This window comes from Pectobacterium sp. A5351 (assembly GCF_028335745.1).
Taxonomy (GTDB): Bacteria; Pseudomonadota; Gammaproteobacteria; order Enterobacterales; family Enterobacteriaceae; genus Pectobacterium.
This window is the reverse complement of record NZ_CP116477.1, coordinates 462,757-488,739: the sequence shown is the minus strand read 5'-3', so window position 1 is coordinate 488,739 and position 25,983 is coordinate 462,757. Positions and strand designations below refer to the sequence as shown.

24 protein-coding genes and 1 other RNA gene are annotated in these 25,983 nt (G+C 52.7%); 8 read left to right on the top strand and 17 right to left on the bottom strand.

What is annotated here, in order from left to right; all coding sequences use genetic code 11:
• Positions 1-27 precede the first annotated feature (27 nt).
• From O1Q74_RS02305 to O1Q74_RS02270, 8 genes are all read right to left on the bottom strand, one after another.
• A complete protein-coding gene (locus O1Q74_RS02305; RefSeq protein ID WP_271875919.1) occupies positions 28-744 on the bottom strand; it encodes a 4'-phosphopantetheinyl transferase family protein in 717 nt (238 codons plus the stop codon).
• A 146-nt stretch (positions 745-890) separates the two neighbouring features.
• On the bottom strand, positions 891-2,168 hold the full coding sequence (locus tag O1Q74_RS02300) for a NupC/NupG family nucleoside CNT transporter (protein WP_271875918.1): 1,278 nt from the start codon (positions 2,166-2,168) through the stop codon (positions 891-893).
• A 297-nt stretch (positions 2,169-2,465) separates the two neighbouring features.
• The gene (locus O1Q74_RS02295) at positions 2,466-3,263 is read right to left on the bottom strand and encodes a TatD family hydrolase (protein ID WP_271875917.1); all 798 of its coding nucleotides are present in this window, start codon (positions 3,261-3,263) and stop codon (positions 2,466-2,468) included.
• 114 nt (positions 3,264-3,377) lie between these two features.
• Entirely contained in the window at positions 3,378-3,566 is a 189-nt protein-coding gene (locus O1Q74_RS02290) for a CsbD family protein (RefSeq protein WP_010284712.1), read from the bottom strand.
• 125 nt (positions 3,567-3,691) lie between these two features.
• On the bottom strand, positions 3,692-3,853 hold the full coding sequence (locus tag O1Q74_RS02285; RefSeq protein WP_271875916.1) for a DUF1328 domain-containing protein: 162 nt from the start codon (positions 3,851-3,853) through the stop codon (positions 3,692-3,694).
• Positions 3,854-4,034: 181 nt separating this feature from the next.
• On the bottom strand, positions 4,035-4,643 hold the full coding sequence (osmY, locus tag O1Q74_RS02280) for a molecular chaperone OsmY (RefSeq protein ID WP_271875915.1): 609 nt from the start codon (positions 4,641-4,643) through the stop codon (positions 4,035-4,037).
• Positions 4,644-5,146: 503 nt separating this feature from the next.
• Positions 5,147-6,736 carry a peptide chain release factor 3 gene (gene prfC, locus O1Q74_RS02275; RefSeq protein WP_271875914.1) on the bottom strand — a complete coding sequence of 530 codons (1,590 nt, stop codon included), beginning with the start codon at positions 6,734-6,736 and terminating at the stop codon, positions 5,147-5,149.
• A 229-nt stretch (positions 6,737-6,965) separates the two neighbouring features.
• On the bottom strand, positions 6,966-7,661 hold the full coding sequence (locus tag O1Q74_RS02270) for a YtjB family periplasmic protein (RefSeq protein WP_271875913.1): 696 nt from the start codon (positions 7,659-7,661) through the stop codon (positions 6,966-6,968).
• 156 nt (positions 7,662-7,817) lie between these two features.
• Here O1Q74_RS02270 and serB point away from each other — a divergent pair, with 156 nt between their 5' ends.
• The 3 genes from serB (at position 7,818) to nadR (ending at position 11,579) form a co-directional block, all read left to right on the top strand.
• Positions 7,818-8,795 (top strand): phosphoserine phosphatase, encoded by a 978-nt coding sequence (gene serB, locus O1Q74_RS02265; RefSeq protein WP_271875912.1) that lies wholly within the window; start codon positions 7,818-7,820, stop codon positions 8,793-8,795.
• 17 nt (positions 8,796-8,812) lie between these two features.
• The gene (gene radA / locus O1Q74_RS02260) at positions 8,813-10,195 is read left to right on the top strand and encodes a DNA repair protein RadA (RefSeq protein ID WP_271875911.1); all 1,383 of its coding nucleotides are present in this window, start codon (positions 8,813-8,815) and stop codon (positions 10,193-10,195) included.
• Between the two features lie 130 nt (positions 10,196-10,325).
• A complete protein-coding gene (nadR, locus tag O1Q74_RS02255; RefSeq protein WP_271875910.1) occupies positions 10,326-11,579 on the top strand; it encodes a multifunctional transcriptional regulator/nicotinamide-nucleotide adenylyltransferase/ribosylnicotinamide kinase NadR in 1,254 nt (417 codons plus the stop codon).
• Here the strand turns inward: nadR and O1Q74_RS02250 are convergent.
• The 3 genes from O1Q74_RS02250 to zapA all read right to left on the bottom strand — a co-directional run bounded on the left by O1Q74_RS02250 (position 11,576) and on the right by zapA (position 12,844).
• Positions 11,576-12,217, bottom strand: a complete 642-nt coding sequence (locus O1Q74_RS02250; protein ID WP_271875909.1) for a 5-formyltetrahydrofolate cyclo-ligase — start codon at positions 12,215-12,217, stop codon at positions 11,576-11,578. The two genes, nadR and O1Q74_RS02250, sit on opposite strands and share 4 nt — an antisense overlap.
• 39 nt (positions 12,218-12,256) lie before the next feature.
• Positions 12,257-12,440, bottom strand: a non-coding RNA gene (ssrS, locus tag O1Q74_RS02245) — 6S RNA.
• A gap of 74 nt (positions 12,441-12,514) precedes the next feature.
• Positions 12,515-12,844: a cell division protein ZapA gene (zapA, locus tag O1Q74_RS02240; RefSeq protein ID WP_012773157.1), complete on the bottom strand. Its 330-nt coding sequence runs from the start codon at positions 12,842-12,844 to the stop codon at positions 12,515-12,517.
• Positions 12,845-13,036: 192 nt separating this feature from the next.
• Between zapA and O1Q74_RS02235 the strand changes: the two genes are divergently transcribed.
• The 5 genes from O1Q74_RS02235 to tssD all read left to right on the top strand — a co-directional run bounded on the left by O1Q74_RS02235 (position 13,037) and on the right by tssD (position 18,231).
• Positions 13,037-13,624, top strand: coding sequence for a YecA/YgfB family protein (locus tag O1Q74_RS02235; RefSeq protein WP_271875908.1), 588 nt, complete (start codon positions 13,037-13,039; stop codon positions 13,622-13,624).
• A gap of 74 nt (positions 13,625-13,698) precedes the next feature.
• Positions 13,699-15,024 carry a Xaa-Pro aminopeptidase gene (gene pepP, locus O1Q74_RS02230; RefSeq protein WP_271875907.1) on the top strand — a complete coding sequence of 442 codons (1,326 nt, stop codon included), beginning with the start codon at positions 13,699-13,701 and terminating at the stop codon, positions 15,022-15,024.
• Between the two features lie 62 nt (positions 15,025-15,086).
• A complete protein-coding gene (gene ubiH / locus O1Q74_RS02225) occupies positions 15,087-16,265 on the top strand; it encodes a 2-octaprenyl-6-methoxyphenyl hydroxylase (RefSeq protein ID WP_271875906.1) in 1,179 nt (392 codons plus the stop codon).
• A gap of 28 nt (positions 16,266-16,293) precedes the next feature.
• Entirely contained in the window at positions 16,294-17,505 is a 1,212-nt protein-coding gene (ubiI, locus tag O1Q74_RS02220; RefSeq protein WP_271875905.1) for an FAD-dependent 2-octaprenylphenol hydroxylase, read from the top strand.
• 540 nt (positions 17,506-18,045) lie between these two features.
• A complete protein-coding gene (gene tssD / locus O1Q74_RS02215; protein WP_271875904.1) occupies positions 18,046-18,231 on the top strand; it encodes a type VI secretion system tube protein TssD in 186 nt (61 codons plus the stop codon).
• Positions 18,232-18,499: 268 nt separating this feature from the next.
• Here tssD and O1Q74_RS02210 read toward each other — a convergent pair whose 3' ends face one another.
• The 6 genes from O1Q74_RS02210 to O1Q74_RS02185 form a co-directional block, all read right to left on the bottom strand.
• The gene (locus tag O1Q74_RS02210) at positions 18,500-19,903 is read right to left on the bottom strand and encodes an APC family permease (protein WP_271875903.1); all 1,404 of its coding nucleotides are present in this window, start codon (positions 19,901-19,903) and stop codon (positions 18,500-18,502) included.
• A gap of 85 nt (positions 19,904-19,988) precedes the next feature.
• Positions 19,989-21,143 carry an iron-containing alcohol dehydrogenase gene (locus tag O1Q74_RS02205; protein ID WP_271875902.1) on the bottom strand — a complete coding sequence of 385 codons (1,155 nt, stop codon included), beginning with the start codon at positions 21,141-21,143 and terminating at the stop codon, positions 19,989-19,991.
• Positions 21,144-21,153: 10 nt separating this feature from the next.
• A complete protein-coding gene (locus O1Q74_RS02200) occupies positions 21,154-22,524 on the bottom strand; it encodes an aspartate aminotransferase family protein (protein ID WP_271875901.1) in 1,371 nt (456 codons plus the stop codon).
• 232 nt (positions 22,525-22,756) lie between these two features.
• The gene (locus O1Q74_RS02195) at positions 22,757-23,581 is read right to left on the bottom strand and encodes an AraC family transcriptional regulator (protein WP_271875900.1); all 825 of its coding nucleotides are present in this window, start codon (positions 23,579-23,581) and stop codon (positions 22,757-22,759) included.
• A gap of 74 nt (positions 23,582-23,655) precedes the next feature.
• Positions 23,656-24,693, bottom strand: coding sequence for an NADP-dependent oxidoreductase (locus tag O1Q74_RS02190; RefSeq protein WP_271875899.1), 1,038 nt, complete (start codon positions 24,691-24,693; stop codon positions 23,656-23,658).
• Positions 24,694-25,054: 361 nt separating this feature from the next.
• A complete protein-coding gene (locus O1Q74_RS02185; RefSeq protein WP_271875898.1) occupies positions 25,055-25,669 on the bottom strand; it encodes a YagU family protein in 615 nt (204 codons plus the stop codon).
• Positions 25,670-25,983: the final 314 nt, after the last annotated feature.

Here is a 25,983-nt window from a genome sequence, read left to right as displayed (position 1 = left end):
ACCTCAGCCCGCTATTCGCGGGCTTTTTTAGCAGCAGATAAACGTGGTGACGTCGTACTCTCTCAGCAGATACGCGCCTTTAAAGCGGCGTCCGGCATAAAACGTCGGCGTCAGATCGGTCAGCAGTTCCAGTTCAAACTCGCGTTTGGTGATATCCAGCGCCACCAGTCTGGCATCCAGAAAATCAAAGTAGTGCCGCACCTGCGGATAAAGCGCCTTGAACAGACTCTCTTTCGCCGAGAAGCTTACCGTGAGCAAGCAGCAGAACGATTCATCACGTTCCTGAAACCACTGGTATTCCTCATCACCGATGATGCCGGGCCACAGCGATTGCGCACGTTCATCGGACATGAATCCTTCGATATCAACACCCACGCACGATAGTGTATCGCTACGCAAATGGGCAGCACAGAGTACGCTATCTTTGTTATGGCTCAGCGAACCGGCAATATTATCCGGCCACTGCGGTGAACGATCTTCCCCACTGCACAGCACAAACTCGGGGTGACCCAGTTTATTCAATACGTGTCTGGCAAGATAACGCCCGGCCAGAAACTCGGCGCGCCGTTTCGGCACAGCGCGTGCGAGCGCATCAGGAAAAGGAATATTCAACGCCGCAAACAGCGCGTCGTCATAGGCAGACACATGGAAATGGCAGCGAGCAGTAATACCTGGGTAGGTGGCACCGTCCGTTGCCCGTGGAAAAGTAATCCATTCAACATCATCAATAAAAGCAGAAAGCATGTCACTCCACTCAGGCAAGTATATCGCACCCGCATTCGGTAAACATCGCATAGACCACGCTTAAGCGCTTAGCCACAGAGTGCTTAAACGAAAAATGGGCAACTCTCGTCGCCCATTTTCTCACCACAGCGAGAACACCAGCTACATTACAGAGTCAAAAAGAACCCTGCGATACAGGCGCTCATCAGGTTAGAGAGCGTACCTGCCGCAACGGCCTTCAAACCTAAGCGGGCAATATCCTGACGCCGACTCGGCGCCATACTGCCCAAGCCTCCAATAAGGATAGCAATAGACGAAAGGTTAGCAAAGCCGCACAGCGCGAACGAAATCACAGCTTTGGTATGATCCGACAGAACCTGCATACCCGCAGCGGCAACCACGTCATCTGCTTTCAGATATTCACTGAAGTTCATGTAGGCGACAAACTCATTGACGATCAGTTTTTGCCCAATGAAGGAACCCGCAACGGTCGCCTCATGCCAAGGCACACCAATTAAGAAAGCAACCGGGGAGAATATCCAACCCAAAATCAGTTCCATCGATAGCTGTGGGTAATCAAACCAGCCACCAATGCCCCCCAGAATGCCATTGAGCAGAGCGATTAAGGCAACAAAAGCCAACAGCATCGCCCCCACATTCAGCGCCAGTTGCATACCGGAAGCGGCTCCGCTTGCTGCCGCATCAATGACATTGGCTGGGCGATCGTCTTCATCGACAAAACCGGTCATTTCATCATGATCGTGCGTTTTTTCCGTTTCCGGCACCATCAGTTTGGCAAACAGCAACCCACCGGGGGCAGCCATGAAGGATGCCGCTATGAGGTATTCCAGCGGTACACCCATCTGGGCATAGCCCGCCATCACTGAACCAGCAATGGATGCCAGACCACCGCACATCACCGCAAATAACTCTGAACGCGTCATGTTGGCAATATACGGGCGTACCACCAGCGGCGCTTCCGTTTGGCCGACAAAGATATTGGCCGTTGCCGAGAGGGATTCAGTACGAGAGGTTCCCAGCAACTTTTGCAATCCGCCGCCTAATAAACGGATGATCCACTGCATAACGCCCATGTAGTACAGCACAGCAACCAGAGAAGAGAAAAAGACGATAATTGGCAATACACGGAAGGCAAAGACAAACCCACCACCGCCAAAAACTTCAAACATTTTGTCGGAAACCAGACCGCCAAAAATGAACGAAACGCCTTGATTTCCGTAGGCGATAACGTTTGCTACACCGCCCGTCATGCCCTCCAGAATCTTGCGTCCTACTGGTACATACAGCACCAGCGCGCCGATACCAACCTGGATAATGAAAGCACCGGCTACGGTGCGCAATCTGATCGCTTTACGGTTAGTGGATAACATAACCGCGAATAACATCAGGACAAGCATGCCGATGAGACTCATAACGAGTTGCATGTGTGGTTCCCTATAACGCGTGAAAAAGTGAGAGCATAAAATTCATATCGCCAGAACGGTAAGCACGCCCTGGCGAGCTGATTATAAAGACAGGCTCGTGAAGGTCGCTAACTTATGTCACAAATACATACAACATCGAACAGTCAAAAACGCAAAAAGGTGATCTTAGTCACAATTTCATGATTGGTATATGAAATCAGAATGACTGTTTTGCCAGTTGTTACACAGAAATAGAGAAAAGCGGAAGCAAACAGGCTTCCACTTTCGGGGAATGGTTGCAGCATAACGGTCGCGACGTTATGCCGGAATGAGCCGTCCAAACAGCCTGAACGAATTCTGCCAGAGCGCCTCGGCAATCTCCTCTGGCGGTTCTGCGCGCAGCTCACACAGCGTGTGAAACGCACACGAAATGCGCTCGGGTCGGTTTGGCTGCCCCTGATAGCCGCTCATCGGCATATCGGGTGCATCCGTTTCCAGCAGCAACCGATCTAACGGCAGCTGCGCAATCGCCTGACGCGTTTTATTTGCCCTGTCATAGGTAATGGTTCCCCCGACGCCGATGTAATAGCCCAGTCGGATAAAGGCCTGCGCTTGCGCCAGACTGCCCGCAAAACCGTGAACCACACCGGTACGCGGCACGTCGATACGACGGAGCAATTGCGCCAGCCTGTCATGGCTGCGCCGCGAATGCAGGATCGTCGGGAGATCGTATTTTTTCGCCAGCCGAAGCTGAGCTTCAAGGAAGGTAAGCTGTCGCTCGAACTGTGGTTCCGGCATGTAGAGATCCAACCCAATCTCACCGACCGCGACCAGTCTGGCAGGCTGTTGCCGCAGTTCGTCTTCCAGACGGAGCAGGTCGCTCTCCTGATGTTCGGCGATATAAAGCGGGTGCAGGCCCAGTGCGGAGTAGAGCGGTGAGTAAGTGCGAGTGAGCGTCAATACGCGCTCAAAATGCTGAGAAGCCACGGCAGGAATGATGATGCGCTCAACCCCAGCGTCTTGCGCCAGACGCAAGCTTTCCGGTGCTGAATCGTAAAAGAGGGGGAAATCGAAATGGCAGTGGGTATCGATAAAACGGTATCGTTCAGCGGGCACGTCGCTTCTCTCCGTCAAGATTAAGTCCACCAAGATGAGGCAACCTAATCGACGGCCAAGAACTATCCTGCCAAAGCCTCATGGCAGAATAGGACGTGTCGTTGCGGTAACGCCTCAGTGTAGCGTGGTTTTCTCTGAGGATACCTCTTCGTGCGCCTTTCCGTAACCCTCTTGCAATACGCCGGACAAGTAATCGTTACTCCCTTCCAGCCAGGCGCAGTCGCTGTCAAACCAATCGGCCCACAGCGCCAGAAAATTCCCTTTCCACTGTTTCCATTTGCCAACAACGATATCGCTATTCATCATAAACCTCCTGATAAACTGTCGAAATGCAGCAAATACGTGAACAGTGTGCCGGTAGAATATGACAGCCGCGTGGCGCGGCTGTGTGCTCTGTATGACATTTATTCTATAAAGAATGCGCTGTGCTATGGCCGTTTCCGACCCGTGAACAAGCTAACCACAAACAGAATAATACCGACCACAAAGACGATTTTTGCCGCGCCAGCTGCTGTGCCGGCCAATCCGCCGAAACCCAGTGCTGCCGCGATCAGTGCGATAACTAAAAATATAATGCCCCAACGAAACATACGCTCTCCTTACCAGACAAAATGAAAAATCATGGTGGTCATCCTGACGCGGTACTACGTCCTGACTGCGTATCCACAGATGGTGTTTTATTATGCGGATTAGGTAAGGTTATCCGCTATCACGGATAACCTTGTGTGAAACCGCTACTTTTAATAATAGCTATGTTTGAAATAACGAGGGTTATTTTACGGTCAGGTCATTCTTGACGCTTTTCACGCCGTCAACGGCTTTGGCAACACTTTCTGCACGATCGGACTGCGCTTTGTTGTCAACCGCACCGCTCAATAGCACAACGCCGTCCTGCGTTTCGACTTTCACCTTGCGGGATGGAACGATGTCATCCGCCAGCAATTTGGCCTTAATCGTGCTGGTCACCACAGCATCATCGGCATACGCGCCAACCGATTGTGATTGATTATCTTTCACCTGCAGTTTGTCACTGACGGATTGGACGCCCTCAACCTGCGTGGCAATTTCTACCGCTCGGGTACTGAGAGCCTGACTACCGACGAAGCCGCTTAGTGTGACGACGCCTTTGGAGGTTTCGACGGAAATGTCGTTGCTGGTAATCGATTTATCTTCCAGCAACGCGCTCTTCACTTTTGCTGTGATAGCGCTGTCGCCCATGTAGTCAGATGCTTTATTAGCGGAGCTATCGATTTTTGCACCAGCGGTATCCGCGATACGATCAACTTTCTGCCCTAACGTTTCTTCAGCCATAGCACCGCCAGCCAGAATAGAACCCAGAGCAACTACGATCAGCGATTGTGTCAATGTGGTCTTTTTCATCGATGTCTTCCTTCTTATGCTTTTCTATAAACCCGAAATAAGCTATTTGGGTCACGTTAACGCCTGCACAGTCATCGGCAAATCAAGGTGATAATGACGTTACCCATGCTCCGATGATTCCCTCTTCTTGCATGAAAAACCAGAGCATTGAGTTGCAAAGACGAAAAAAATAAAAACAATGAACCAACTTAAATTACGTTAACAGTTGAACACGCTAAATCAGTTAACACGTTGTTAACTATAGCCCACAGAATGGAAAATCACAGGGGAGCAAGGGAATATGCGCAGCAATTCAGATTTGTCTGTTGCAGTGAAGCGAGAAATAACAGCAGGGAAAAAACCAGGGTAATACATTGTTTTTAAATACATTTAAAAATAAAAACACCCGGCATTATTGGCCTAAAACCAAACATAACCGGGTGATGATTATTTTAACAATGTGGTCACGATGTAAACACCACAGCCACGTTTATTGTCGTGAAACCGTGGTGTATCGAACAACATTAATGCTCACGCGTTTGGTGGAACGTCACTTCTGGATAGCGTTCCCGCGTCAGGTTCAGGTTCACCATCGTCGGTGCCACATAAGCCAGGTTATCACCGCCATCCAGCGCCAGATGCAGCTCGTTCTTACGCTTAAATTCTTCGAATTTCTTCACATCGCTGCACTCAACCCAACGCGCGGTAGAAACGTTTACCGACTCGTAAATCGCCTCAACGTTATATTCCGTTTTCAAACGGGCAACCACCACATCAAACTGTAGTACGCCGACCGCCCCCACGATAAGATCGTTGTTGGTCAATGGACGGAAGACCTGTACCGCGCCTTCTTCAGACAGCTGTACCAATCCTTTCAGCAGCTGTTTCTGCTTGAGCGGATCGCGCAGGCGGATGCGACGGAACAATTCCGGCGCAAAGTTAGGAATGCCGGTGAATTTCATGTCTTCACCCTGCGTAAACGTATCGCCAATCTGGATCGTGCCGTGGTTGTGCAACCCGATAATATCGCCCGGATAGGCTTCCTCAATGTGGGAACGGTCACCCGCCATAAAGGTCAACGCGTCTGAAATCACCATGTCTTTACCGGTACGAACCTGACGCAGCTTCATGCTTTTTTCATACTTCCCCGACACCACGCGCATAAACGCCACGCGGTCACGGTGTTTCGGATCCATATTCGCCTGAATTTTGAATACAAAACCGGTAAATTTCTCTTCCGCCGCCGTGACTTCACGGGTATCCGTTTTACGCGGCATCGGCGCAGGTGCCCAGGCAACCAGGCCATCCAGCATGTGATCAACGCCGAAGTTACCCAGCGCCGTACCAAAGAAGACCGGCGTCAGTTCACCAGCCAGAAACGCGTCCAGCTCGAATTCATGCGATGCCCCTTGCACCAGTTCCAGCTCTTCACGCAGTTGCGCAGCCAGCTCTTCGCCAACAGCGGTATCCAGCTCCGGGTTATCAAGCCCTTTAACGATACGCACTTCCTGAATCGTATGGCCTTTACCGCTCTGGTACAGATAGGTTTCGTCTTTATAAAGGTGGTATACGCCTTTGAACAACTTGCCGCAGCCAATCGGCCAGGTAATCGGCGCACAGGCAATCTTAAGCTCGCTCTCGACTTCATCCAGCACTTCCATCGGATCGCGGATGTCACGATCGAGTTTGTTCATGAACGTCAGAATCGGGGTGTCGCGCAGACGGGTGACTTCCATCAGCTTACGCGTACGATCTTCGACCCCTTTTGCGGCATCGATCACCATCAGGCAGCAGTCCACCGCCGTCAGCGTACGATAGGTATCTTCGGAGAAGTCTTCGTGCCCTGGGGTATCGAGCAGGTTAACCAGACAATCACGGTAGGGAAACTGCATCACGGACGTGGTGATGGAGATACCACGCTGCTTTTCCATCTCCATCCAGTCGGATTTTGCATGCTGGTTCGAACCACGCCCTTTTACCGTACCGGCAGTCTGGATCGCCTGTCCGAACAGCAGGACCTTTTCGGTAATCGTGGTTTTACCGGCATCGGGGTGAGAAATGATAGCGAACGTTCTTCTTTTGGAGACTTCGCGGGCGTATTCACTTGGAGACATGATTTTCAGGTTTCTTTTGTTAGCCACCCGGCGTCAGCATCAAGTCAACAACACACCGATGTCAGATCGTCAGGCAAAGCGGAAATAAACGGTAGCCGAGCATTTTCCCTGATTTAACGTGCAGACACAATCGGTGATGGCATAAACTGGTTAGGATTCCAGCTCGCATTGAAATAACCACATCGCCCTCCGAACAAACGCGACATTTGTACAGGGTGGCGGGTGGCCGTCAGACTTTTTCTTCCGCGTCCTTTTTCACTGCCGTGCTATCGTTCGGCCGCGCGTCACTCCCTGTGTCGTCCCCTTCTTCTTTCACTGGGGTACTCGCCGTAAGAAAGTAAGGCGATTGTTGCCAGCGGGTACGACGATTCTGCAACAGCGTTCGGGTCAGAATGATGCCGATAGCCAGAGAAAGCAAAATCATCAGACGCAGAATATTGGTGGTGTTGTCCACCTGTCTGGCTTCGGTCGCCAGCACATGGGTATCTAAGGTGATACGCAGGAAGCCAATCGGCCCTTCTTTCCCCTCAATCGGCTGCACCAGTTGATGGTTAAAGTAGCTGCCGACCCGATTGCCGTCCAACGCCAGTCGATCTCGCAGTTGCACCTGTTCACCAACATGCGCCACCAGCGAGCCGTCCTGCTGATACACGCCAGCATCCAGAATACGGCTGTGATCGGTAAGCTGTTTGAGGATGGTATTAATTTTTTGGCTATTATCATCCGCACTGCCCATCAGCGGAGAAAGGCTGTAAGCCACCTGTCTGGAGAGCGTACGCGCCAGATCTTCAACCTGTTCAGATCGCGCCATCTGGTGGCTCAAACTGAAATAGGACGCACCTTGCATTAATACCACCAGCAGGGCGAGACAAATCAGCACAATTGCCGTGCGGTGTAGACGAAATTTCACCCGGGCGCGAACCATGATAATCCTTACACGTTTTGGATACTTTCATGTTGCCAGAAGCGCCGACGATAGGATAGCTTGTTGCCCAGTTTTTGGAGGGATATGTTTGGTCGACGCCACATCCCTCTTTATCGCACGACTTTATCGCACTACTGCCAGCAGAGGATGTTCTCCATGTCGAATAGTCTGACCTATCGTGATCTCCCTGATGAGATCAACTGTTGGCCGGGACTGCCATTATCACTGAGCGGTGATGAAGTGATGCCGCTTGACTATCGCGCTGGCGACACCGGCTGGCTTATTTATAGCGACGTCCTCGATAAAAACCTGATTTCTCGCTACCAGCGTAAACTGGGCAGCGCAATGGTTATCGTGAGCGCCTGGAATGTGGGCGATTATCAGGTTGTGCGTTTAGCTGGCACGCTGACACCACGCGCTACCAAGCTGGCACACGAGCTGGGTATTGATGTCGCGGCCATGCGTAACGCACCGACGCTGCGTTCGCCGGGTTTACTGGTCATGGACATGGATTCCACCGCGATTCAGATCGAATGTATTGATGAAATCGCCAAGCTGGCAGGCACAGGCGAACTGGTCGCTGAAGTCACCGAACGCGCGATGCGCGGCGAGTTGGATTTCGCTGCCAGCCTGCGTCAGCGCGTGGGGACATTAAAAGGTGCCGACGCCAATATTTTAAAAACGGTACTTAAGACGCTACCACTGATGCCAGGCCTGCGTAATATGGTTAGCCAGCTTCAGGAAGCGGGCTGGCACGTTGCCATTGCGTCGGGCGGGTTTACCTACTTTGCCGATTATTTGCGTGATGAGCTAGGCCTGGTGGCCGCCGTTGCCAACGAATTAGGCATGCAAGACGGCAAGCTGACTGGCGACGTCATAGGTCAGATTGTCGATGCAAAACATAAAGCGACTACACTGCAACAGTTGGCGGAAAAGCTGGAAATCCCAATGCATCAGACCGTGGCGATTGGTGACGGCGCGAACGATCTGCCGATGATCAAGGTAGCCAGCTTAGGCATTGCCTATCACGCCAAACCGAAGGTCAATGAACAATCTGCGGTGACCATCCGTCATGCCGATCTGACCGGTGTGCTGTGCATTCTTAGCGGCAGTATGAGACACGAAAAGCGTTAAATAGTTGGAGGTAAACCGTGGCAAAAGCCGTCAAACGGGCGTTTGTATGTAATGAATGTGGAGCTGACTATCCGCGCTGGCAAGGACAGTGCAGCGCCTGCCATGCCTGGAACACCATTACTGAAGTTCGCCTGGCATCGACGTCAACGTCACGCACTGACCGCCTCACTGGCTATGCGGGTGAAAGCGCTGGCGTCAGCCGGGTACAGAAGCTTTCGGAAATCAGCCTTGAAGCCCTGCCTCGCTTTTCTACCGGCTTTCTGGAGTTTGACCGCGTTCTGGGCGGCGGCGTCGTTCCGGGCAGCGCGATTCTGATCGGCGGTAACCCCGGCGCGGGTAAAAGTACCCTGCTGCTGCAAACGCTCTGCAAGCTGTCAGAAAATATGAAAACCCTGTACGTCACCGGGGAAGAATCCTTGCAGCAGGTGGCGATGCGGGCACACCGCCTTAATCTGCCGACCCAGAATCTCAATATGCTGTCGGAAACCAGCATCGAACAGATTTGCCTGATTGCCGAGCAGGAACGGCCGAAGCTAATGGTGATCGACTCCATTCAGGTCATGCATCTCGCCGATATTCAATCGTCTCCCGGCAGCGTGGCGCAGGTGCGTGAAACCGCCGCCTATCTGACACGCTTCGCCAAAACGCGCGGCGTCGCTATCGTGATGGTCGGCCACGTCACCAAAGATGGTTCGCTCGCCGGGCCGAAAGTATTGGAACACTGCATCGACTGTTCCGTCCTGCTGGACGGCGATGCCGATTCCCGCTTCCGTACCCTGCGCAGCCATAAAAACCGTTTCGGTGCCGTTAACGAGCTGGGTGTGTTCGCGATGACGGAACAAGGGCTACGCGAGGTCAGCAATCCATCAGCGATTTTCCTCAGTCGCGGGGACGAAGTGACGTCCGGTAGTTCCGTGATGGTGGTGTGGGAAGGTACGCGCCCGCTGCTGGTCGAAATTCAGGCACTGGTGGATCAATCGATGATGTCCAACCCGCGCCGCGTGGCGGTCGGTCTGGAGCAAAACCGCCTAGCCATCCTGTTAGCAGTGCTGCATCGCCACGGCGGCTTGCAGATGTCGGATCAGGATGTGTTTGTGAATGTCGTCGGCGGCGTCAAAGTCACCGAAACCAGTGCCGATCTGGCGCTGCTGTTATCGCTGGTCTCCAGCTTCCGCGACCGCCCGCTGCCGCAGGATCTCGTCATCTTCGGCGAAGTCGGCCTGGCGGGCGAAATCCGCCCAGTTCCTAGCGGACAAGAGCGGATTACCGAAGCCGCTAAGCACGGCTTCAAACGCGCCATCGTTCCTCATGCCAATATGCCGAAGAAAGCCCCAGCCAGTATGCAGGTGTTCGGCGTGAAAAAGCTGGCCGACGCGCTGGCAATCCTCGACGATCTCTAAGCGGCCCCCAGACAGCCCTCTGCTACCTTTTTCCCCTGTTCACTCAGAGCTAACCGCGGTGTGAAAGAGTAGCGGAGGTTACCGTGTTTTATGGTACTTTGTTTAGTAAGCTAAACAAGAGTGCTGCACCATGTCATCATTTGATTACCTGAAATCCGCCATCCGCCAGAAGGGTTGCACCCTACAGCAGGTTGCCGACGCGACCGATATGACCAAAGGCTATCTCAGTCAATTACTTAATGCCAAAATCAAAAGCCCTAGCGCGCAGAAGCTGGAAGCGCTTCACCGCTTTCTTGAACTGGAATTCCCGCGCTACGAAAAGAGTATTGGCGTCGTCTTCGGCAAGTTCTATCCGCTACACACTGGCCACATTTATCTGATTCAGCGCGCGTGCAGCCAGGTCGATGAACTGCATGTGGTTTTAGGTTACGACGAACCACGCGACCGTCTGCTGTTTGAGAACAGTTCGATGTCGCAGCAGCCGACCGTCAGCGACCGCCTGCGCTGGCTCTTACAGACCTTTAAGTATCAGAAAAACATTCATATCCATGCCTTTAATGAGCAAGGAATGGAGCCTTACCCGCACGGCTGGGATGTGTGGAGTAAAGGGATTCAGGCGTTCATGCAGGAAAAAAGCATCACGCCCAATTTCGTCTACACCAGCGAAGAACAGGATGCCGCGCAATACCGTGAGCATCTGGGCATTGAGGCCGTCCTGATCGACCCACAGCGCTCCTTTATGAACATCAGCGGTTCGCAGATTCGTCACGATCCCTTCCGCTATTGGGACTATATCCCGACTGAGGTGAAACCGTTCTTTGTGCGCACGGTTGCCATTCTTGGTGGTGAATCCAGCGGCAAATCCACGCTGGTGAATAAACTGGCCAATATCTTCAACACTACCAGCGCCTGGGAATATGGCCGCGATTACGTGTTCTCTCATCTGGGGGGCGACGAGATGGCGCTGCAATATTCCGACTACGACAAGATCGCGTTGGGTCAGGCACAGTACATTGATTTTGCCGTCAAATACGCCAATAAAGTGGCCTTTATCGACACCGATTTCGTCACCACGCAGGCGTTCTGCAAGAAATATGAGGGGCGTGAACACCCGTTCGTTCAGGCGCTGATCGACGAATACCGCTTTGACCTGGTGATTTTGCTGGAAAACAACACGCCATGGGTAGCCGACGGGCTGCGCAGTTTAGGCAGCACCACCGCCCGTTCGGAGTTCCAGAACCTGCTGAAAACGATGCTGGCTGACAATAATATCCCGTACGTTTACATCAAAGAGTCGGACTACGACTCGCGCTTCCTGCACTGTGTGGAGTTGGTACAGCAGATGTTAGGCCACGATCGTTCGCCTGAACCGATCAAAGGCTAGCGCGTACTCCACTGCCAATGGCGAGAGGGGGTAATAATTTCCGGCAGCGGAATATCCCAGCTTTCCACTGGCAGTGCGTCAACCTGCTGACAATCATGGGCCAAGCCGATCGGATAAGGCCCACGGGACACCTGCTTGCGATACTGCAACGTACGGTCGTAAAAACCGCCGCCCATACCCAGCCGCTGCCCTTGATGATCAAACGCCACCAGCGGCGTCAGCAGGATATCCAGTTGCGGTAACGGCAGCACCTGACGCACGTCCAGACGCGGTTCCATAATTTTCAGACGATTGCGTACCAACTCGGTGTCCGACGCATAGCGCAGGAACAGTAGATGCCCGGCGCGAAACGGATGCAGAACCGGCAAATAAACACGCTTTCCCTGCTGCCACAGCTGTTGAATCAGCGGGGAGGTATCCAGCTCGCCATCAAAGGACAGGAATACCGCGACGCTATCTGCCCGCATGATTTTCGGGTGTGTCATGACGCGTTCACTCGCCTGTTGCGCAAAGCGCGACTGCTGCTCTGGCGTCAGCAAACGCCGACTTTGCCGCACAGCCTGACGGATCTGCTGACGTGATGATGCCGTAGAAGAAGGTATCGTATCGGGAAGTGTCGATGAATCAGAAGATGACATGGGCTGCATTCGCCACGGGTCAAGAGTGATAAAAGAAAGGGAATCTCCGAGATGCCGCCGCAGGCTGTAACCCTTGAACCCTTGGTTCAAGGTGAACATAACGTCGCAGTCTTAAGGCTTCTCGGACGAACCGAGCGTGCTCACCAACCGCAGAGCATTACATTCTGTTGGTATGAAATATCGGCTCAGGGGACTGGCCCGCTGACAAACATCTCAGAGAAATTTTATTCGTTACTCGCGATAAACCTTAGCACGTCTTATCGCGTAAAAACACCGTACTTTTGTCAAAATACGACGTTATTCAAATTGCGCACCCTGGCGTTCTGTGATCCGCCCTTGTTCCAGCAACGCCTGTTCAATGGTCTGCTGCAACATACGAATACGCTGTTCCATATTCGACGCATAATCACGGGTTTTACCCCGTTCCTGCGCCAGTTCATGGCACACATTCAGCGCGGCAATAAACACCAGTTGCTCTGTGTTTGTGACTCTAGTGCGAACTTTAAGATCTTGCAACCGCTGGTTAAGATCTTCCGCAGCCTGATTCAACGCATCCTGTTGTTCTGGCGGACAATTCACTCTTAACGAACGGCCAAAAATTTGAATATCTACTGGTTGTGCAGACATACCACCTTCCTGCCTTTTGTCGTTCTTGCGCCCGCGTGCCGCATAGCATGAGCATTACCCGTTACATCGGGTTCGTTAAAGCGGGCGCCACTATATATAGCCGAGATCTAAGATACAAGCCCTTTCTGGTATCGAAAGGGAGCTTGGTGGTAGCATAGCACGAACCAATCCAGCCAACGATGACGAATCCGCATGTCTATAGAGAATACGTTTCCCGCCTATGAAGGCCTTGACCAACTGCTTCACCAACAGCAAGTCGCGCTGACCGCAGCGGAAATGCACGGTTTGATCAGTGGGATGCTGTGTGGTGGAAACCATGACGACAGTTGGAGAACGCTGGTTTTTGAACTGACTAACGAAGGCATGGCGTTTACCCAGACGCTGTCGCAACCGCTTCAGGACCTGTATCAGGCCACGCGCGAAGCATTGGAAGATGATGGCTTTCTGTTCCAGCTTTTCCTGCCTGACGACTCACAGGATGACGTGAGCGTCTTCGATCGCGCCGACGCGCTGGCAGGTTGGGTCAACCACTTCCTGCTTGGGCTGGGCGTGGTTCAACCGCAGTTGAACAAGGCTAAAGGCGAGCTAAAAGAAGCTATCGAAGATTTACGCAACATCGCACAGCTTGGCTACGACGAAGATGAAGACCAGGAAGAACTGGAGCAATCACTGGAAGAAGTGATTGAGTATGTTCGCGTTTCTGCCATTTTGTGCCATACCGAATTTACCAGCCAGCGCGTTGTGACTGCGCCCGAACAGCAAAAGCCAACGCTGCACTAAATAATGTAGAAAGGCATGCCTCATTCAGAGCGGAAGGGACGGATAACCGCACGGACTATTTTCAGGAGCAGGTGATGAATCCACAAGAATTTCTTCGTCGTCGTCAAGGTCTGTTGGAAAAAATGGCCCCGGGCAGCGCGGCGATTATTTTTTCTGCGCCAGAAGCGCAGCGCAATGCTGACAGCGACTATCCTTATCGTCAAAATAGCGATTTCTGGTATTTCACTGGCTTCAATGAACCAGAAGCCGTTCTGCTGCTGGTAAAAAGCGATGCCAAACATCATCACAGCGTGATCTTCAACCGCGTACGCGATCTGACGGCCGAAATCTGGTTTGGTCGCCGTCTCGGTCAGGAAGCAGCCCCCGCCAAACTCGGCGTTGATCGCGCCCTGCCGTTTGGCGAAATCAGCACACAGTTGCACCTATTATTGAATGGTCTGGACGTGGTGTATCATGCGCAAGGGCAGTACGATTATGCCGACAGGCTGATCTTCGCCGCGCTGGACACGTTGCGCAACGGCACTCGTCAGGGGTTTGCAGCCCCCGCCACGCTGACTGACTGGCGTCCATGGGTACATGAGATGCGCCTGTTCAAATCGCCTGCGGAAATCAGCGTAATGCGCCGCGCCTGTGAAATTACCGCACTGGCCCACACGCGCGCCATGCAAAAATGCCGTCCCGGCATGTATGAATATCAGCTTGAAGGCGAAATTCACCACGAATTTACCCGCCACGGCGCACGCTACCCTTCTTACAACACGATCGTCGGCAGCGGTGAGAACGCCTGCATCCTGCATTACACCGAAAACGAAACGCAAATGCGCGACGGCGATCTGGTGCTGATTGACGCAGGCTGTGAATACAAAAGTTATGCTGGCGATATCACCCGAACTTTCCCCGTCAACGGCAAGTTTACCGCGCCGCAGCGCGCCATTTATGACCTCGTGCTGCGTTCGCAGTTGCGCGCGCTGGAGCTGTTTGGCCCGGGTCGCAGCATCCGCGAAGTAAACGAAGAAGTGGTGCGCATGATGGTCAGCGGGCTCATCAAACTCGGCGTAATGAAAGGCGACGTGGAAGAACGGATTGCCGAACAGGCACATCGCCAGTTCTTCATGCATGGTCTCAGTCACTGGCTGGGTCTGGACGTGCATGACGTGGGAGATTACGGCACGACCGATCGAGGCCGTCCGCTTGAGCCTGGTATGGTTCTGACCATTGAGCCGGGTCTTTACATCGCGCCGGATGCCAAGGTACCACAGCAGTATCGGGGAATCGGCGTGCGTATCGAAGATAACATCGTGATCACCGAAAACGGCAACGAAAACCTGACGGCTGGCGTAGTCAAAGATGCCGATGACATTGAAGCGCTGATGGCGCAATGGCATGACAAGCAACACTAAGCCGCACTTTCAAAGAACAATTACTTTAAAAGGACAATGGCATCATTGCAAAGGACAACAGCATGGCAGTCATGATTGTTGGTGGCGGAATGGCTGGCGCGACGCTGGCGCTGGCGATATCGCGGCTTTCACGGGGCACAATCCCGGTCGATCTTATCGAGGCACATTCGCCGCTCGACAAAGAACATCCGGGCTTTGACGCACGCGCCATCGCCTTGTCTGAAGGCACGCGCCAGCAGCTAGCGGCACTGGACATCTGGCCGTCGCTGTCCAGCCATGCAACCGCAATAACCGACATTCACGTCAGCGAACGTGGGCACGCCAGCGTAGTGAACCTGAAAGCTTCGGACTATCACGTTCAGGCATTGGGCCATGTGGTTGAGCTGCACGACGTCGGGCAACGTCTGTTTGCCCTGCTGCAACAGGCACCGGGCGTGCGCGTGCACTGCCCAGCCAAAGTGGTTACCGTCACGCGGACGCAAGAGAACGCGACGCTAACGCTGGACAACGGCACCGAGCTAACGGGTCAATTGATGGTTGCCGCCGATGGTTCTCGCTCTATGCTCTCGCACGCTTGCGGTATTCAGTGGCAACAGCATGATTATGATCAGATCGCTGTGATCGCGAATGTGACGACGGCCGAACCCCACTGTGGACGCGCGTTCGAGCGGTTCACGCCGCATGGCCCGCTGGCGCTGCTACCCATGAGCAACGGCCGTTCTTCACTCGTTTGGTGCCATGATAAACACCGTCAACATGAGGTCGATGGCTGGAGTGAAGCTGAATTTCGTCAGCAGCTACAACAGGCTTTCGGCTGGCGTCTGGGGCGATTCACTCATCTCGGCGAACGCCATAGCTATCCGCTGCGCTTACTGATAGCCAGCCAACACATCAGCCATCGGTTGGCGCTGGTGGGTAACGCGGCACAAACGCTGCACCCGATTGCCGGACAAGGCTTTAATCTGGGCATTCGCGATGTGATGTCATTGGCAGAAACGCTCGTCGAAGCGGCGAAAAATCAGCAGGATATCGGCCAGTACACGGTACTTGACTGCTATCAGCAGCGGCGTACGCCCGATCAAGACACCACGGTGGCGATCACCGATGGGCTGGTCAGACTGTTTGCCAACCGCTATACCGCGTTGGCCGTTGGTCGTAACCTCGGTCTCATCGCCATGAATAACCTGCCGCTGGTGCGCGACGCCTTTGCCCGTCGCACGCTGGGCTGGGTAGAACGTTAACTAAGCTCGCCAACAGGAAAAGACGGAAATGCAATCATTCGACGTGGTTATTGCCGGTGGCGGTATGGTCGGTCTGGCGCTAGCCTGCGGCTTACAGGGCAGCGGCCTGCGTATCGCCGTGCTGGAGAAACAGGCGGCCGAACCTCAGCCGCTCGGGAAAGACCATGCCCTGCGCGTCTCCGCCATCAATGCCGCCAGTGAATGTCTCCTGCGCCATCTCGGCGTCTGGGAAAACCTCGTGGCGCAACGCGTCAGCCCTTACAACGACATGCAGGTATGGGACAAAGACAGCTTCGGCAAAATCAGCTTTAGCGGCGAAGAATTCGGCTTTGCCCACCTTGGGCACATCATTGAAAACCCGGTGATTCAGCAGGTACTGTGGCAACGCGCCGCTCAGTTAAGCGACATCACCCTGCTCTCTCCCGCGTCGCTAAAACAGGTCGCCTGGGGCGAGAATGAAGCCTTTATTACGTTGCAGGATGACAGCATGCTCACCGCCCGACTGGTGGTGGGTGCGGACGGCGCGCACTCTTGGCTGCGCCAGCATGCGGATATTCCGCTGACCTTTTGGGATTACGGACACCACGCGCTGGTCGCCAACATTCGTACCGAACATCCGCATCAGTCTGTGGCGCGTCAGGCGTTTCACGGTGACGGGATTCTGGCCTTTCTGCCACTGGACGATCCGCACCTCTGTTCGATTGTCTGGTCGCTGTCACCGGAACAGGCTCAGGCGATGCAGAATCTGCCTGTAGAAGCATTCAATCGGCAGGTCGCGATGGCATTTGATATGCGATTGGGGCTATGTGAACTGGAAAGCGAGCGCCAGACTTTCCCGCTGACCGGACGCTACGCCCGCAGTTTCGCGGCACATCGACTGGTTCTGGTCGGCGACGCGGCGCACACCATTCATCCGCTGGCAGGACAAGGGGTTAATCTGGGCTTCATGGATGTCGCCGAGCTGATTGCCGAGCTGAAGCGTTTACAGACACAGGGCAAAGACATCGGGCAGCATCTTTACCTGCGACGCTATGAGCGCCGCCGCAAACACAGCGCCGCCGTGATGCTCGCCAGCATGCAGGGATTCCGTGAACTATTTAACGGCGATAATCCAGCGAAAAAACTGCTGCGTGATGTCGGTCTGGTGCTGGCGGATAAATTGCCCGGCATTAAACCTACGCTGGTACGTCAGGCAATGGGATTACACGATCTGCCAGACTGGCTTAGCGCCGGAAAATAGTAAAACCGGAATAAATAATACCTCTCGCCGTGTCAGCGGCGAGATATTAATAGCACATCGATTTAATTAAACACCTAACGTATTTACCCTCCTTATTTAATCCATTGCCACCCGATTACTTATCCGATGCAATATATATATACCCTAAATAATTCAAGTTTCAGGAAGGCGGCAAGAGAAGGAATCCCGATGAGCTTACTCAAGTAAGTGATTCGGGTGACTGAACGCAGCCAACACACATGCAACTTGAAGTATGACGGGTATAATCAACCTAATAATTAGACCTTGACCACAATAAATGCATATAAAAATTTACGCTATAACGCCCACAACAAGGATGGTTTAACAGGGCGTTATACGAATGGCTAATTCTATTTTTATGAAAGTCACAGAAAAAATTCAGGGCTGATCTCCGAGGGGTGTTTAAGCATCGACGCTGTAGGAAATAAATATATTTCTGGCCACGAGAATGAAATTTTTGTTTATGCCACAAATTACGACTTATCATGAGATCGACACGTCAACCATCATCCCTTTTCCGTGACTAAAGCCGTTGATAAATCGACACCGCTCCTGCTCACCAGCATCTCCAACAATGAACTTCTGGAAGTTGAATTGAGGTATTACCGTACCTCAGCCAGTGGGATGCAAGAGAATTACATGACAATCACATTAAGGGATGCGTCTATTGTCAATCTCTCTAATCAAAGACGCATCGCGATATGAGACCGTTTGAAACCCTAGGACTGCGCGATAGGTGATATAAAAGAATGGAATGACTTTATTATTCAATATATGCAAAGTATAAAAAATATGGAACATCCAGAATCACAAAATGGAAGGTAAAAGAATGACTATCCTCAAATGATAAAAAAGAGTTGCACTTGCCATTATGATGTATACAAGTCATTTATTTTAGCCTCATCAAGCTGAAGTACCAAGAGCCATAAACCAGGCTTATCTCGCCATAATAAGCCCAGTTGATAATGATGAGTTACGGCATATTTTCCTGTGGCGAGGGGATGCGAACCCGACTGGCGGACAGGTAACCCACGATAGCAATGCCGAACACGCCCCAAGGCAATAGCGAAACGATCTGGGACGATGAACCACTCAGAACATCAACGTTTCTGACCACCATAATCAGTGCCAAAAGCATAGCCACAGTGGAGATCAGCGGTGCCCATAAGCGGCTCCAGCGTGATACCGGAAGATGTATTTCTCGCTGGAAGAAACGAATAACCGCCAGCGACACCCCCACCTGAAGCAGCAAGATAGCCATCGTCGCAATCGCCGATCCTAACGCGAAAATCTGCATCATCGGGTCGAGATCCGCCACCACCATCGCACACAGCACGGCCAGCACAAAGACCGTTTGTACGATGCTCGCCACGTAAGGCGTCCCTTTGCCTTTGCTGACCATCGCCAGCCTGGAAGACAGCACGCCATCACGCCCAATGCTAAACAGGTAGCGTGAAATGTTGTTGTGAAACGCCTGTGCAGCCGCGAACAGGCTGGTGATCAGCAACAGCGATATCATCTGTTCAGACCATTTGCCAACCAGCGCAGTCGACACATTAAGGATAAAGCGTCCGGGGTCGTTAATCGCCTGCTGTCTAACCTGATCGACCCCGTAAGCCTGCACCATCATCCAACTGGTGAAGGCAAAGAACAGCATAATCAAGATCACGGCGGCCAGCGTCGCACGGGGAATAGTTTTCTCAGGATTACGACACTCTTCGCCGTAGATCGCCGTTGATTCAAAACCGATAAAGGCGGCGATACTAAAAATCAGCGCAATGCCAATGCTGCCCTGATTAATCACACTGGGTGAAAATGCCGCCAGCGTGAGCGGCGCAGTATCGTGCGATAGCAGAACCGCGATATCCACCACCAGCATGATACCCACTTCCATCAGCATCAGTACGCCCAGTACGCGTCCGCCCACCTCCACACTTTCAATCCCTAACAGGCACATTAGCAGCAACATCATCACGCTATAGAGCCACCACGGTAGCTCAATGCCCAGATGTTCCTGTAGATACATGCTGCTGAAGAAACCGAACATCGCGACCACTGCGATCTGAATGGCGAAATAGGCCAGCAGCGCGACAGATAAGGCACTAAAACCCGCGCGACGCCCCATGCCCAGCGTGATATAGCTGTAAAAAGCACCCGCGTTAGTCACATAGCGGCTCATGGCGATATAGCCAAAAGAGAAAATCAACAGTATGCCGCCAGCCATCAAATAGACCGCCGGGATCCCCGCACCGTTGCCCACGGAGATCGCGACCGGCAGGCCGCCGACCACGCCAGTCAACGGCGAAGCGGCAGCGACCACAAAAAAGACCAACGACCACAGTCCCAGACTGTTTTTCTTCAATTGATGCGTATTCATCTTGCCCCCCGGATACACAAAACGAACCCGATAGCGTGATGCCGCGCAATCGGGCCGGTGGTAAATCCCTTGCCGTCATGCCGCCTTACAGGCAGGCGCGATACAGCGATTCGATGTCCTGACGCGACGCTGAACGCGGATTCTGTTCCAGGCTCACGCCCATCGTCTGCACACAGTTATCCGCCAGCCAGGAAATGTCCTGTTCGCGTACGCCCAGATCGCGGAGCGTAAACGTCAATCCGATATTTTCCAGCAAGCGCTGTACCAGATAGACGCTATGCCTCGCCCGTTCGGCATCATCAAGATGTGTTACGCTATCGCTCATCGCACCGGTAACGGCAGCGAAACCCGCAATATTGTCATCACAGGAAAAACGCATCAGTTCGGGATACAACGCGGCAAGCCCTTCACCGTGGGTGATGTTGTACAACCCGCTCAGCGGGTGTTCCATCGCATGCGGCAGACCGCAGGCCGACATCCCTATCGCCATTCCGCCCAATGTATTCGCCCAACAGACCTGATCCCAGGCATCCAGATCGGTCACATCCCGGCAGACACGCGGTAAATAGGTGGTCAGCAGCCGAATGGCGCGTTCAGTCATGATTTCCGTCATCGGATTGCAGAATTTGCCCACCCGCGCTTCAATGTTATGACTGAGTGCGTCAAAGCCCGTTGACGCCACCATACGGGATGACTGCGTGACCATGAGCGTCGGGTCAATAATGGCGGTTTTCGCGTACAGCGCAGGCGAGAAAAACACCGGTTTATCATGGGTTTCAGGATTCGTGAAGACGGCGACGCAGTTGCCTTCGCTTCCCGTTCCCGCTGTCGTGGTTACCAGCACCAGAGGCAGTGCTTCATTGCTGGTTGTCGGCTGAAACAGATAATCCACCAGATTGCCCGTATGACATGCCATAAACGCGATGCCTTTCGCCGCGTCCATCACGCTCCCACCGCCGACGCCAAGCACCACATCACACTGTTGCTCACGCGCCAGCGCGGCGCCATCATCTACGGTGGTAGTAAGCGGGTTTGCCTCAACGCTGTCGAAGAGCACCCAGCGCACGCCGCTCTGGGTTAACAAATCGGTCAGTCGTGCAAGCAGCCCCGTTTGACGGCAACTGGTTTTTCCTGTTACCAGCAGCACACATTTCCCCCACTGCGCCACTTCCTCACCAACGCGGGTAACCTCTCCCCGGCCAATACAAAGCCTGACCGGTTGTGAATAGGTAAATGTCATCACCCTCTCCTCACACCGTCGCCGCAGAGGCACTGGCGTGCTCGACCTGCTCGACGACACTGTTCAGCGCAGATTCAAACGCATTCAGTGCATAGTCCAACTCTTCTTCACCGATCGTGAGCGGCGGCAGGAAGCGGAACACCGCCAGATTATTGATGGTGAAATTCACCTGAATACGCCATTTTTCTACCAGCAGCCCGGCAATCGCCGCCGAGTAGTATTCGCCCATGCTGGCGTGCAGTGCCTCCGGCAAGCGTCCGAACTCAAGGCCAATCATCAAACCTTTGCCGCGAACATCTTTAATTACCTGCGGATGACGCGCCTGAATCTCACGCAATCGCTGCATCATCAGCGCGCCTTTACGCTCCGCCATACCACAAAGATCGTGTTCAATGATGAACTGTAATGCCCCCAGTGCCGCCGCCGCGCTCAGGGTGTTTTCCTGATAGGTAGCGGTATGGTGATAGCAGGTTTCGATGGTGCCGTACGCCGCTTCATATAGCGCTTCCGTACAGAGATAGCCACCAAACGGCACCAGCCCGCCTGACAGCCCTTTGGCAAAGACAATACAATCCGGCACCACGTCGTCGTGTTCGCAGCACCAGAACTTACCGGTACGCGCCGCACCACACTGAATTTCATCCAGCACCAGCAGCGTGTCATAGCGGTCGCACAGTTCGCGCGCGGCCTTCAGGTAACCAACCGGCGGTACAATAATGCCGCCTTCACCCTGAATCGGTTCCACAACGAATGCTTTGTATTTTCCGGTCGCCAGCGCGCTTTCCAGCTCCGCGACGGAACCGTAGGTCACATGATCGATATTGCCCAGCGTTGGCTGCTGCCCTGCACGCCATTTATCCTTACCACCGAGCGAGACCGCGCCGGATGTCTTGCCGTGAAACGCCCCCAGCGTCGCCAACAGATGCGTTTTGTGCGCTTTATGGCGGGTGCCGAGCTTAACCAATTTGATCATCCCTTCAATCGCCTCCGCGCCCCCAGTGGCGGTGCCCATTTTGGTCAGTTTGCCCTGCGGCGAAAGCAGCGCCATGTTATGTGCCAGCGCCGCCGCCACGTTGTGATAGGAAATCGCCCCCATCATGAACAAGCGATTGTCGAAACACTTCTGTAAACAGGACCACACGAACTCATTGTTATTGCCAACGGTCACAACCCCGACGGCACCAATCATATCCAGATGCTTTTCGCCTTTATCATCGATGAAGGTGCAGCCCTCAGCACGAACAAAGTATTTGGCATGGCCGTCCAGAGATCGCATGCGGTTCAGATGGGTCAATTGCAGCGCGCGAGTAGTATCACCATCCAACGCGATCGCGTCATCAATAGTGTAAAAACCCGGTACAACGTCTTTTGCCTGTGCCATAAACATCCTCACAATATTCACAAGGGATAGCTTCACAAGAGAAACGTGCGATAGCGCACGGTGTGGAACGTTTATAGCAATGGCCTAGGCGGGGAAAATAGAATAAATCGGCACACGCCACGGTGCAGCGATAGCGTCTTTTTGGTGCACATTGCGCCAAAAAAGCAGAACAAGGCACCAAAAAAGCGGTGCAGGATAAAACGCATCGTCGCGGTGACATGACAAAGCAGGTTCAGCACTGGCGGATACGGTTCTGATAGCGCACAGCCTGTAGCCGTGCCAGATAGTGTTGTGGTGAGCAGGAAGAGAATGCCTTGAATTCGCGGAAAAAATGCGACTGGTCAGCGTATTCAAGGCGCTGCGCCAACGTAGTCAGGCTGTCGATATTTCCCTGATTGAGTAGCGCGAGCGCTCTCTGGAAGCGGATCGTGCGGCAGAATGTTTTGGGCGACATGCCGCAGTTATCATGAAACAAACGGTGGATATAACGTGCGGAATAGAGCGTTTTCCGCTCCAGCTCATACACTCGGATTTTGCCGTCATGCGCCATAATCAGGTCGATAATCTGCAATAACAGAGGCGGTGCCGAGCGGTTCGTCCAGTAGGAAAAATAGTGTAGAAACACACCAACTTGCTCGTTGAAATCCTGACTGTTTACCAGCCGCCTCAGCAGACGTGGCACATCAGGAGCCACTTCGTCGAAAGGGATTTCTTGCCCCGCCAGCTCCATCGGAGAAAGATCGAGAAAAGCAGGCATGATCCCCGGCATAAAACGCACGCCAAAATAGCGTTCTCCGGGCATCAGTCGGGTGATCTGTGCCGATGCCGTGCTGCCGCAAACGCGCCCGCAAGGCGCATCACGACAGCAGTGCAATAGGAGATCGACACTACCGTCCGGTACGGCCAACGTCATCGGTTCAGCACGATCGACCGTGAAGCTGTAAAAATGGGCAATGGGAGACTGACTGATGCTTTTCTTCAGGTAGTCTTCCGCCGCATTGATAACAAACCACGGCTGCAACGGCCGCACGCGAAACGATGCCGAATCAGGATGCATTGACCTTCTCCCCCGCAACGATAACAGGGGAGATCAGGCAATTTTTGCGCCAACTCTTTTTTCGTCAGCGCCTGTCAGGCATCCGGCCCGACCCTAACCACTAATTTACCGAAGTTGCGGCCGTGCAGCAGGCCGATAAAGGCTTCAGGAGCGTTTTCCAACCCGTCGACGATCTCTTCCCGATATTTGATCTTACCTTCTGCCACCCACGGCGACACAGCTTTCCAGAACTCATCGAAGCGATGCCCGTAATCATCAAAGATAATGAACCCCTGCATCCGAATGCGTTTCTTCAAAATAGTTCCCATCAGCAGCGATAAGCGGTCTGGCCCGTCGGGCAGCCCTGTTGCATTGTAGCCTGAGACTAACCCGCACACGGGAATACGCGCCGAGGTATTCAGCAACGGCAGCACGGCATCAAAAACTTTCCCACCGACGTTTTCAAAATAGATATCAATGCCCTGCGGGCAGGCTTGTTTCAACTGTTCTGCAAAATCATCCGTCCGGTGGTCGAGGCAAGCATCAAACCCCAGAACCTCAACCGCGTGTCGGCATTTCTCCGCCCCGCCCGCTACGCCAACCACCCGGCAGCCTTTCAGTTTCCCAATCTGGCCGACCGTAGCACCGACCGGGCCGGTCGCAGCAGCCACCACCAGCGTTTCCCCCGCTTTAGGCTGGCCGATATCCGTCAGCCCCATATACGCGGTGAAGCCAGGCATACCCAGCACGCCCAATGCGTAGGAAGGATTCGTCGGCGACTGTCCCAGATTCGTTAAACCTTTGCCGTCGGAAAGCGCATAGTCCTGCCAGCCGCTGTAGGACAATACCCAATCACCCACCTGATAATCCGGGTGTTTAGATTCCACCACGCGGCTGATGGTTCCCCCCACCATCACATCATCCAGTTCGACGGGTTTGGCATAAGAGGGGGCGTCGCTCATGCGGCCACGCATATAAGGGTCAAGAGACAGGAACACCGTACGCAGCAGGATCTGCCCTGCATCGGCCTGTGGCACAGACTGTTGTTCCAGACGGAAATTCGCTTTCGTCGGTGCGCCGTGCGGGCGCTGAGCCAGAACCACACGGCGGTTAATTTGATCGGTTTGCAACATCGTATCCTCCGTTAAACCAAGCATGTTGATAAAATCACTTCATTAACAATAGGATCGGTTTTTTCTTCTGGCTACGCAAACCGTGCGGCGTTCATTTGCTACGGTGGTAATCAATTCTTAAGCAGAATACGCCATTTGCAGAATGCACTTCCCCACCATACTTCAAGCTGCGAGTGCGCTGCTAGCGTTCAGACACCCGAATCACCTACTTGAGTAAGCTCATCGGGATTATCTCACTCGCCGTCTTCCTGAAGCTCGAATTATTTAGGGTATAGACATCAATATTTACGGCTAATTTATAGTGCGACACTGAAATAATAAGCATCGCAATACTTCACATATTTTAAGATAAAATCATAGCCTATCGTACAGCATTCAACGGAATTTCAGGGTCCGGTTCGCGAGTCATACGATTACGTAAATCACGGCGAATAATTTCAATAGACCAAAACCAAATCAGGTGCCCTACGATCTCTGATACATGTTCATACCAAGGGAGAACAAAGAGAGATGGGGTAAGGCCCATCAATGGGAATGAAATCATATGAACAAATAATTGAGCCAGCGCCCCCGCCAGCAGACCTTGCCATAATTTTATTTTAGGAAATACTTCTGCAACAACGCAGTAACCTACAGCAAAAACAATAGAGAAAATAATATGCGTCACACCAACCCAATTGAATACGTGGCCAGCAAAGGTATACACCGCAGCATTAGGATCAACAACGCCAAGCCAATCGCGTAAAAAGATGTAGGGTGGGTTAAGAAAATTACGAGAACAGTCAATTTGCTCAGCAGCTCTAATCAGTGATTCAGGCACGCAAGCACTACTAAACATATCCGTAGGGCTACGTGGAGGAAGCGGATTTTCAGCGCCCCACTTAACAAAAGATGAAACAATACCAGCAATCAAACCAATAAAAGCGGCTAATCCATAGCGTCTCCGAGATGGAGATGTTTGTTCAAAAAAGTTCATTTTTTTACCAATCCAACCATTAAAGGTTATATTCTTACATAGGTATTATAGACTGATAAAGAGGTTAATTGATATATCGAACAACTCCCCTAGTATATTTTGTTATTAGGAACACGATTTTAAATTTTATAAAAATGAAAGAAGAAATTATGCGTTGATTTTTTGTGAAACTTTTACTCAATAATTTAAAAACCAGATTCTTTAACGTATCCGAAATATCCAACCCCCAATAGAAAAATGAATAACAATTCACCAATAATATTACCAATAAGAAATAGACTGGTTGTTTTTTTGTGAAAGCACAACAATTTAAT

Excerpts from the sequence above, each read along its gene's own strand:
- nadR (WP_271875910.1), top strand. The coding sequence starts at position 10,326 with ATGTCATCATTTGATTACCTGAAATCCGCCATCCGCCAGAAGGGTTGC.
- O1Q74_RS02190 (WP_271875899.1), bottom strand. The coding sequence starts at position 24,693 with ATGTTGCAAACCGATCAAATTAACCGCCGTGTGGTTCTGGCTCAGCGC.
- zapA (WP_012773157.1), bottom strand. The coding sequence starts at position 12,844 with ATGTCTGCACAACCAGTAGATATTCAAATTTTTGGCCGTTCGTTAAGA.
- serB (WP_271875912.1), top strand. The coding sequence starts at position 7,818 with ATGTCGAATAGTCTGACCTATCGTGATCTCCCTGATGAGATCAACTGT.
- O1Q74_RS02235 (WP_271875908.1), top strand. The coding sequence starts at position 13,037 with ATGTCTATAGAGAATACGTTTCCCGCCTATGAAGGCCTTGACCAACTG.
- osmY (WP_271875915.1), bottom strand. The coding sequence starts at position 4,643 with ATGAAAAAGACCACATTGACACAATCGCTGATCGTAGTTGCTCTGGGT.
- O1Q74_RS02200 (WP_271875901.1), bottom strand. The coding sequence starts at position 22,524 with ATGGCACAGGCAAAAGACGTTGTACCGGGTTTTTACACTATTGATGAC.
- O1Q74_RS02185 (WP_271875898.1), bottom strand. The coding sequence starts at position 25,669 with ATGAACTTTTTTGAACAAACATCTCCATCTCGGAGACGCTATGGATTA.
- ubiH (WP_271875906.1), top strand. The coding sequence starts at position 15,087 with ATGGCAGTCATGATTGTTGGTGGCGGAATGGCTGGCGCGACGCTGGCG.
- O1Q74_RS02250 (WP_271875909.1), bottom strand. The coding sequence starts at position 12,217 with ATGTCATCTTCTGATTCATCGACACTTCCCGATACGATACCTTCTTCT.
- O1Q74_RS02290 (WP_010284712.1), bottom strand. The coding sequence starts at position 3,566 with ATGAATAGCGATATCGTTGTTGGCAAATGGAAACAGTGGAAAGGGAAT.
- O1Q74_RS02270 (WP_271875913.1), bottom strand. The coding sequence starts at position 7,661 with ATGGTTCGCGCCCGGGTGAAATTTCGTCTACACCGCACGGCAATTGTG.
- ubiI (WP_271875905.1), top strand. The coding sequence starts at position 16,294 with ATGCAATCATTCGACGTGGTTATTGCCGGTGGCGGTATGGTCGGTCTG.
- O1Q74_RS02210 (WP_271875903.1), bottom strand. The coding sequence starts at position 19,903 with ATGAATACGCATCAATTGAAGAAAAACAGTCTGGGACTGTGGTCGTTG.
- O1Q74_RS02205 (WP_271875902.1), bottom strand. The coding sequence starts at position 21,143 with ATGACATTTACCTATTCACAACCGGTCAGGCTTTGTATTGGCCGGGGA.
- prfC (WP_271875914.1), bottom strand. The coding sequence starts at position 6,736 with ATGTCTCCAAGTGAATACGCCCGCGAAGTCTCCAAAAGAAGAACGTTC.
- O1Q74_RS02305 (WP_271875919.1), bottom strand. The coding sequence starts at position 744 with ATGCTTTCTGCTTTTATTGATGATGTTGAATGGATTACTTTTCCACGG.
- O1Q74_RS02300 (WP_271875918.1), bottom strand. The coding sequence starts at position 2,168 with ATGCAACTCGTTATGAGTCTCATCGGCATGCTTGTCCTGATGTTATTC.
- O1Q74_RS02195 (WP_271875900.1), bottom strand. The coding sequence starts at position 23,581 with ATGCATCCTGATTCGGCATCGTTTCGCGTGCGGCCGTTGCAGCCGTGG.
- pepP (WP_271875907.1), top strand. The coding sequence starts at position 13,699 with ATGAATCCACAAGAATTTCTTCGTCGTCGTCAAGGTCTGTTGGAAAAA.
- O1Q74_RS02285 (WP_271875916.1), bottom strand. The coding sequence starts at position 3,853 with ATGTTTCGTTGGGGCATTATATTTTTAGTTATCGCACTGATCGCGGCA.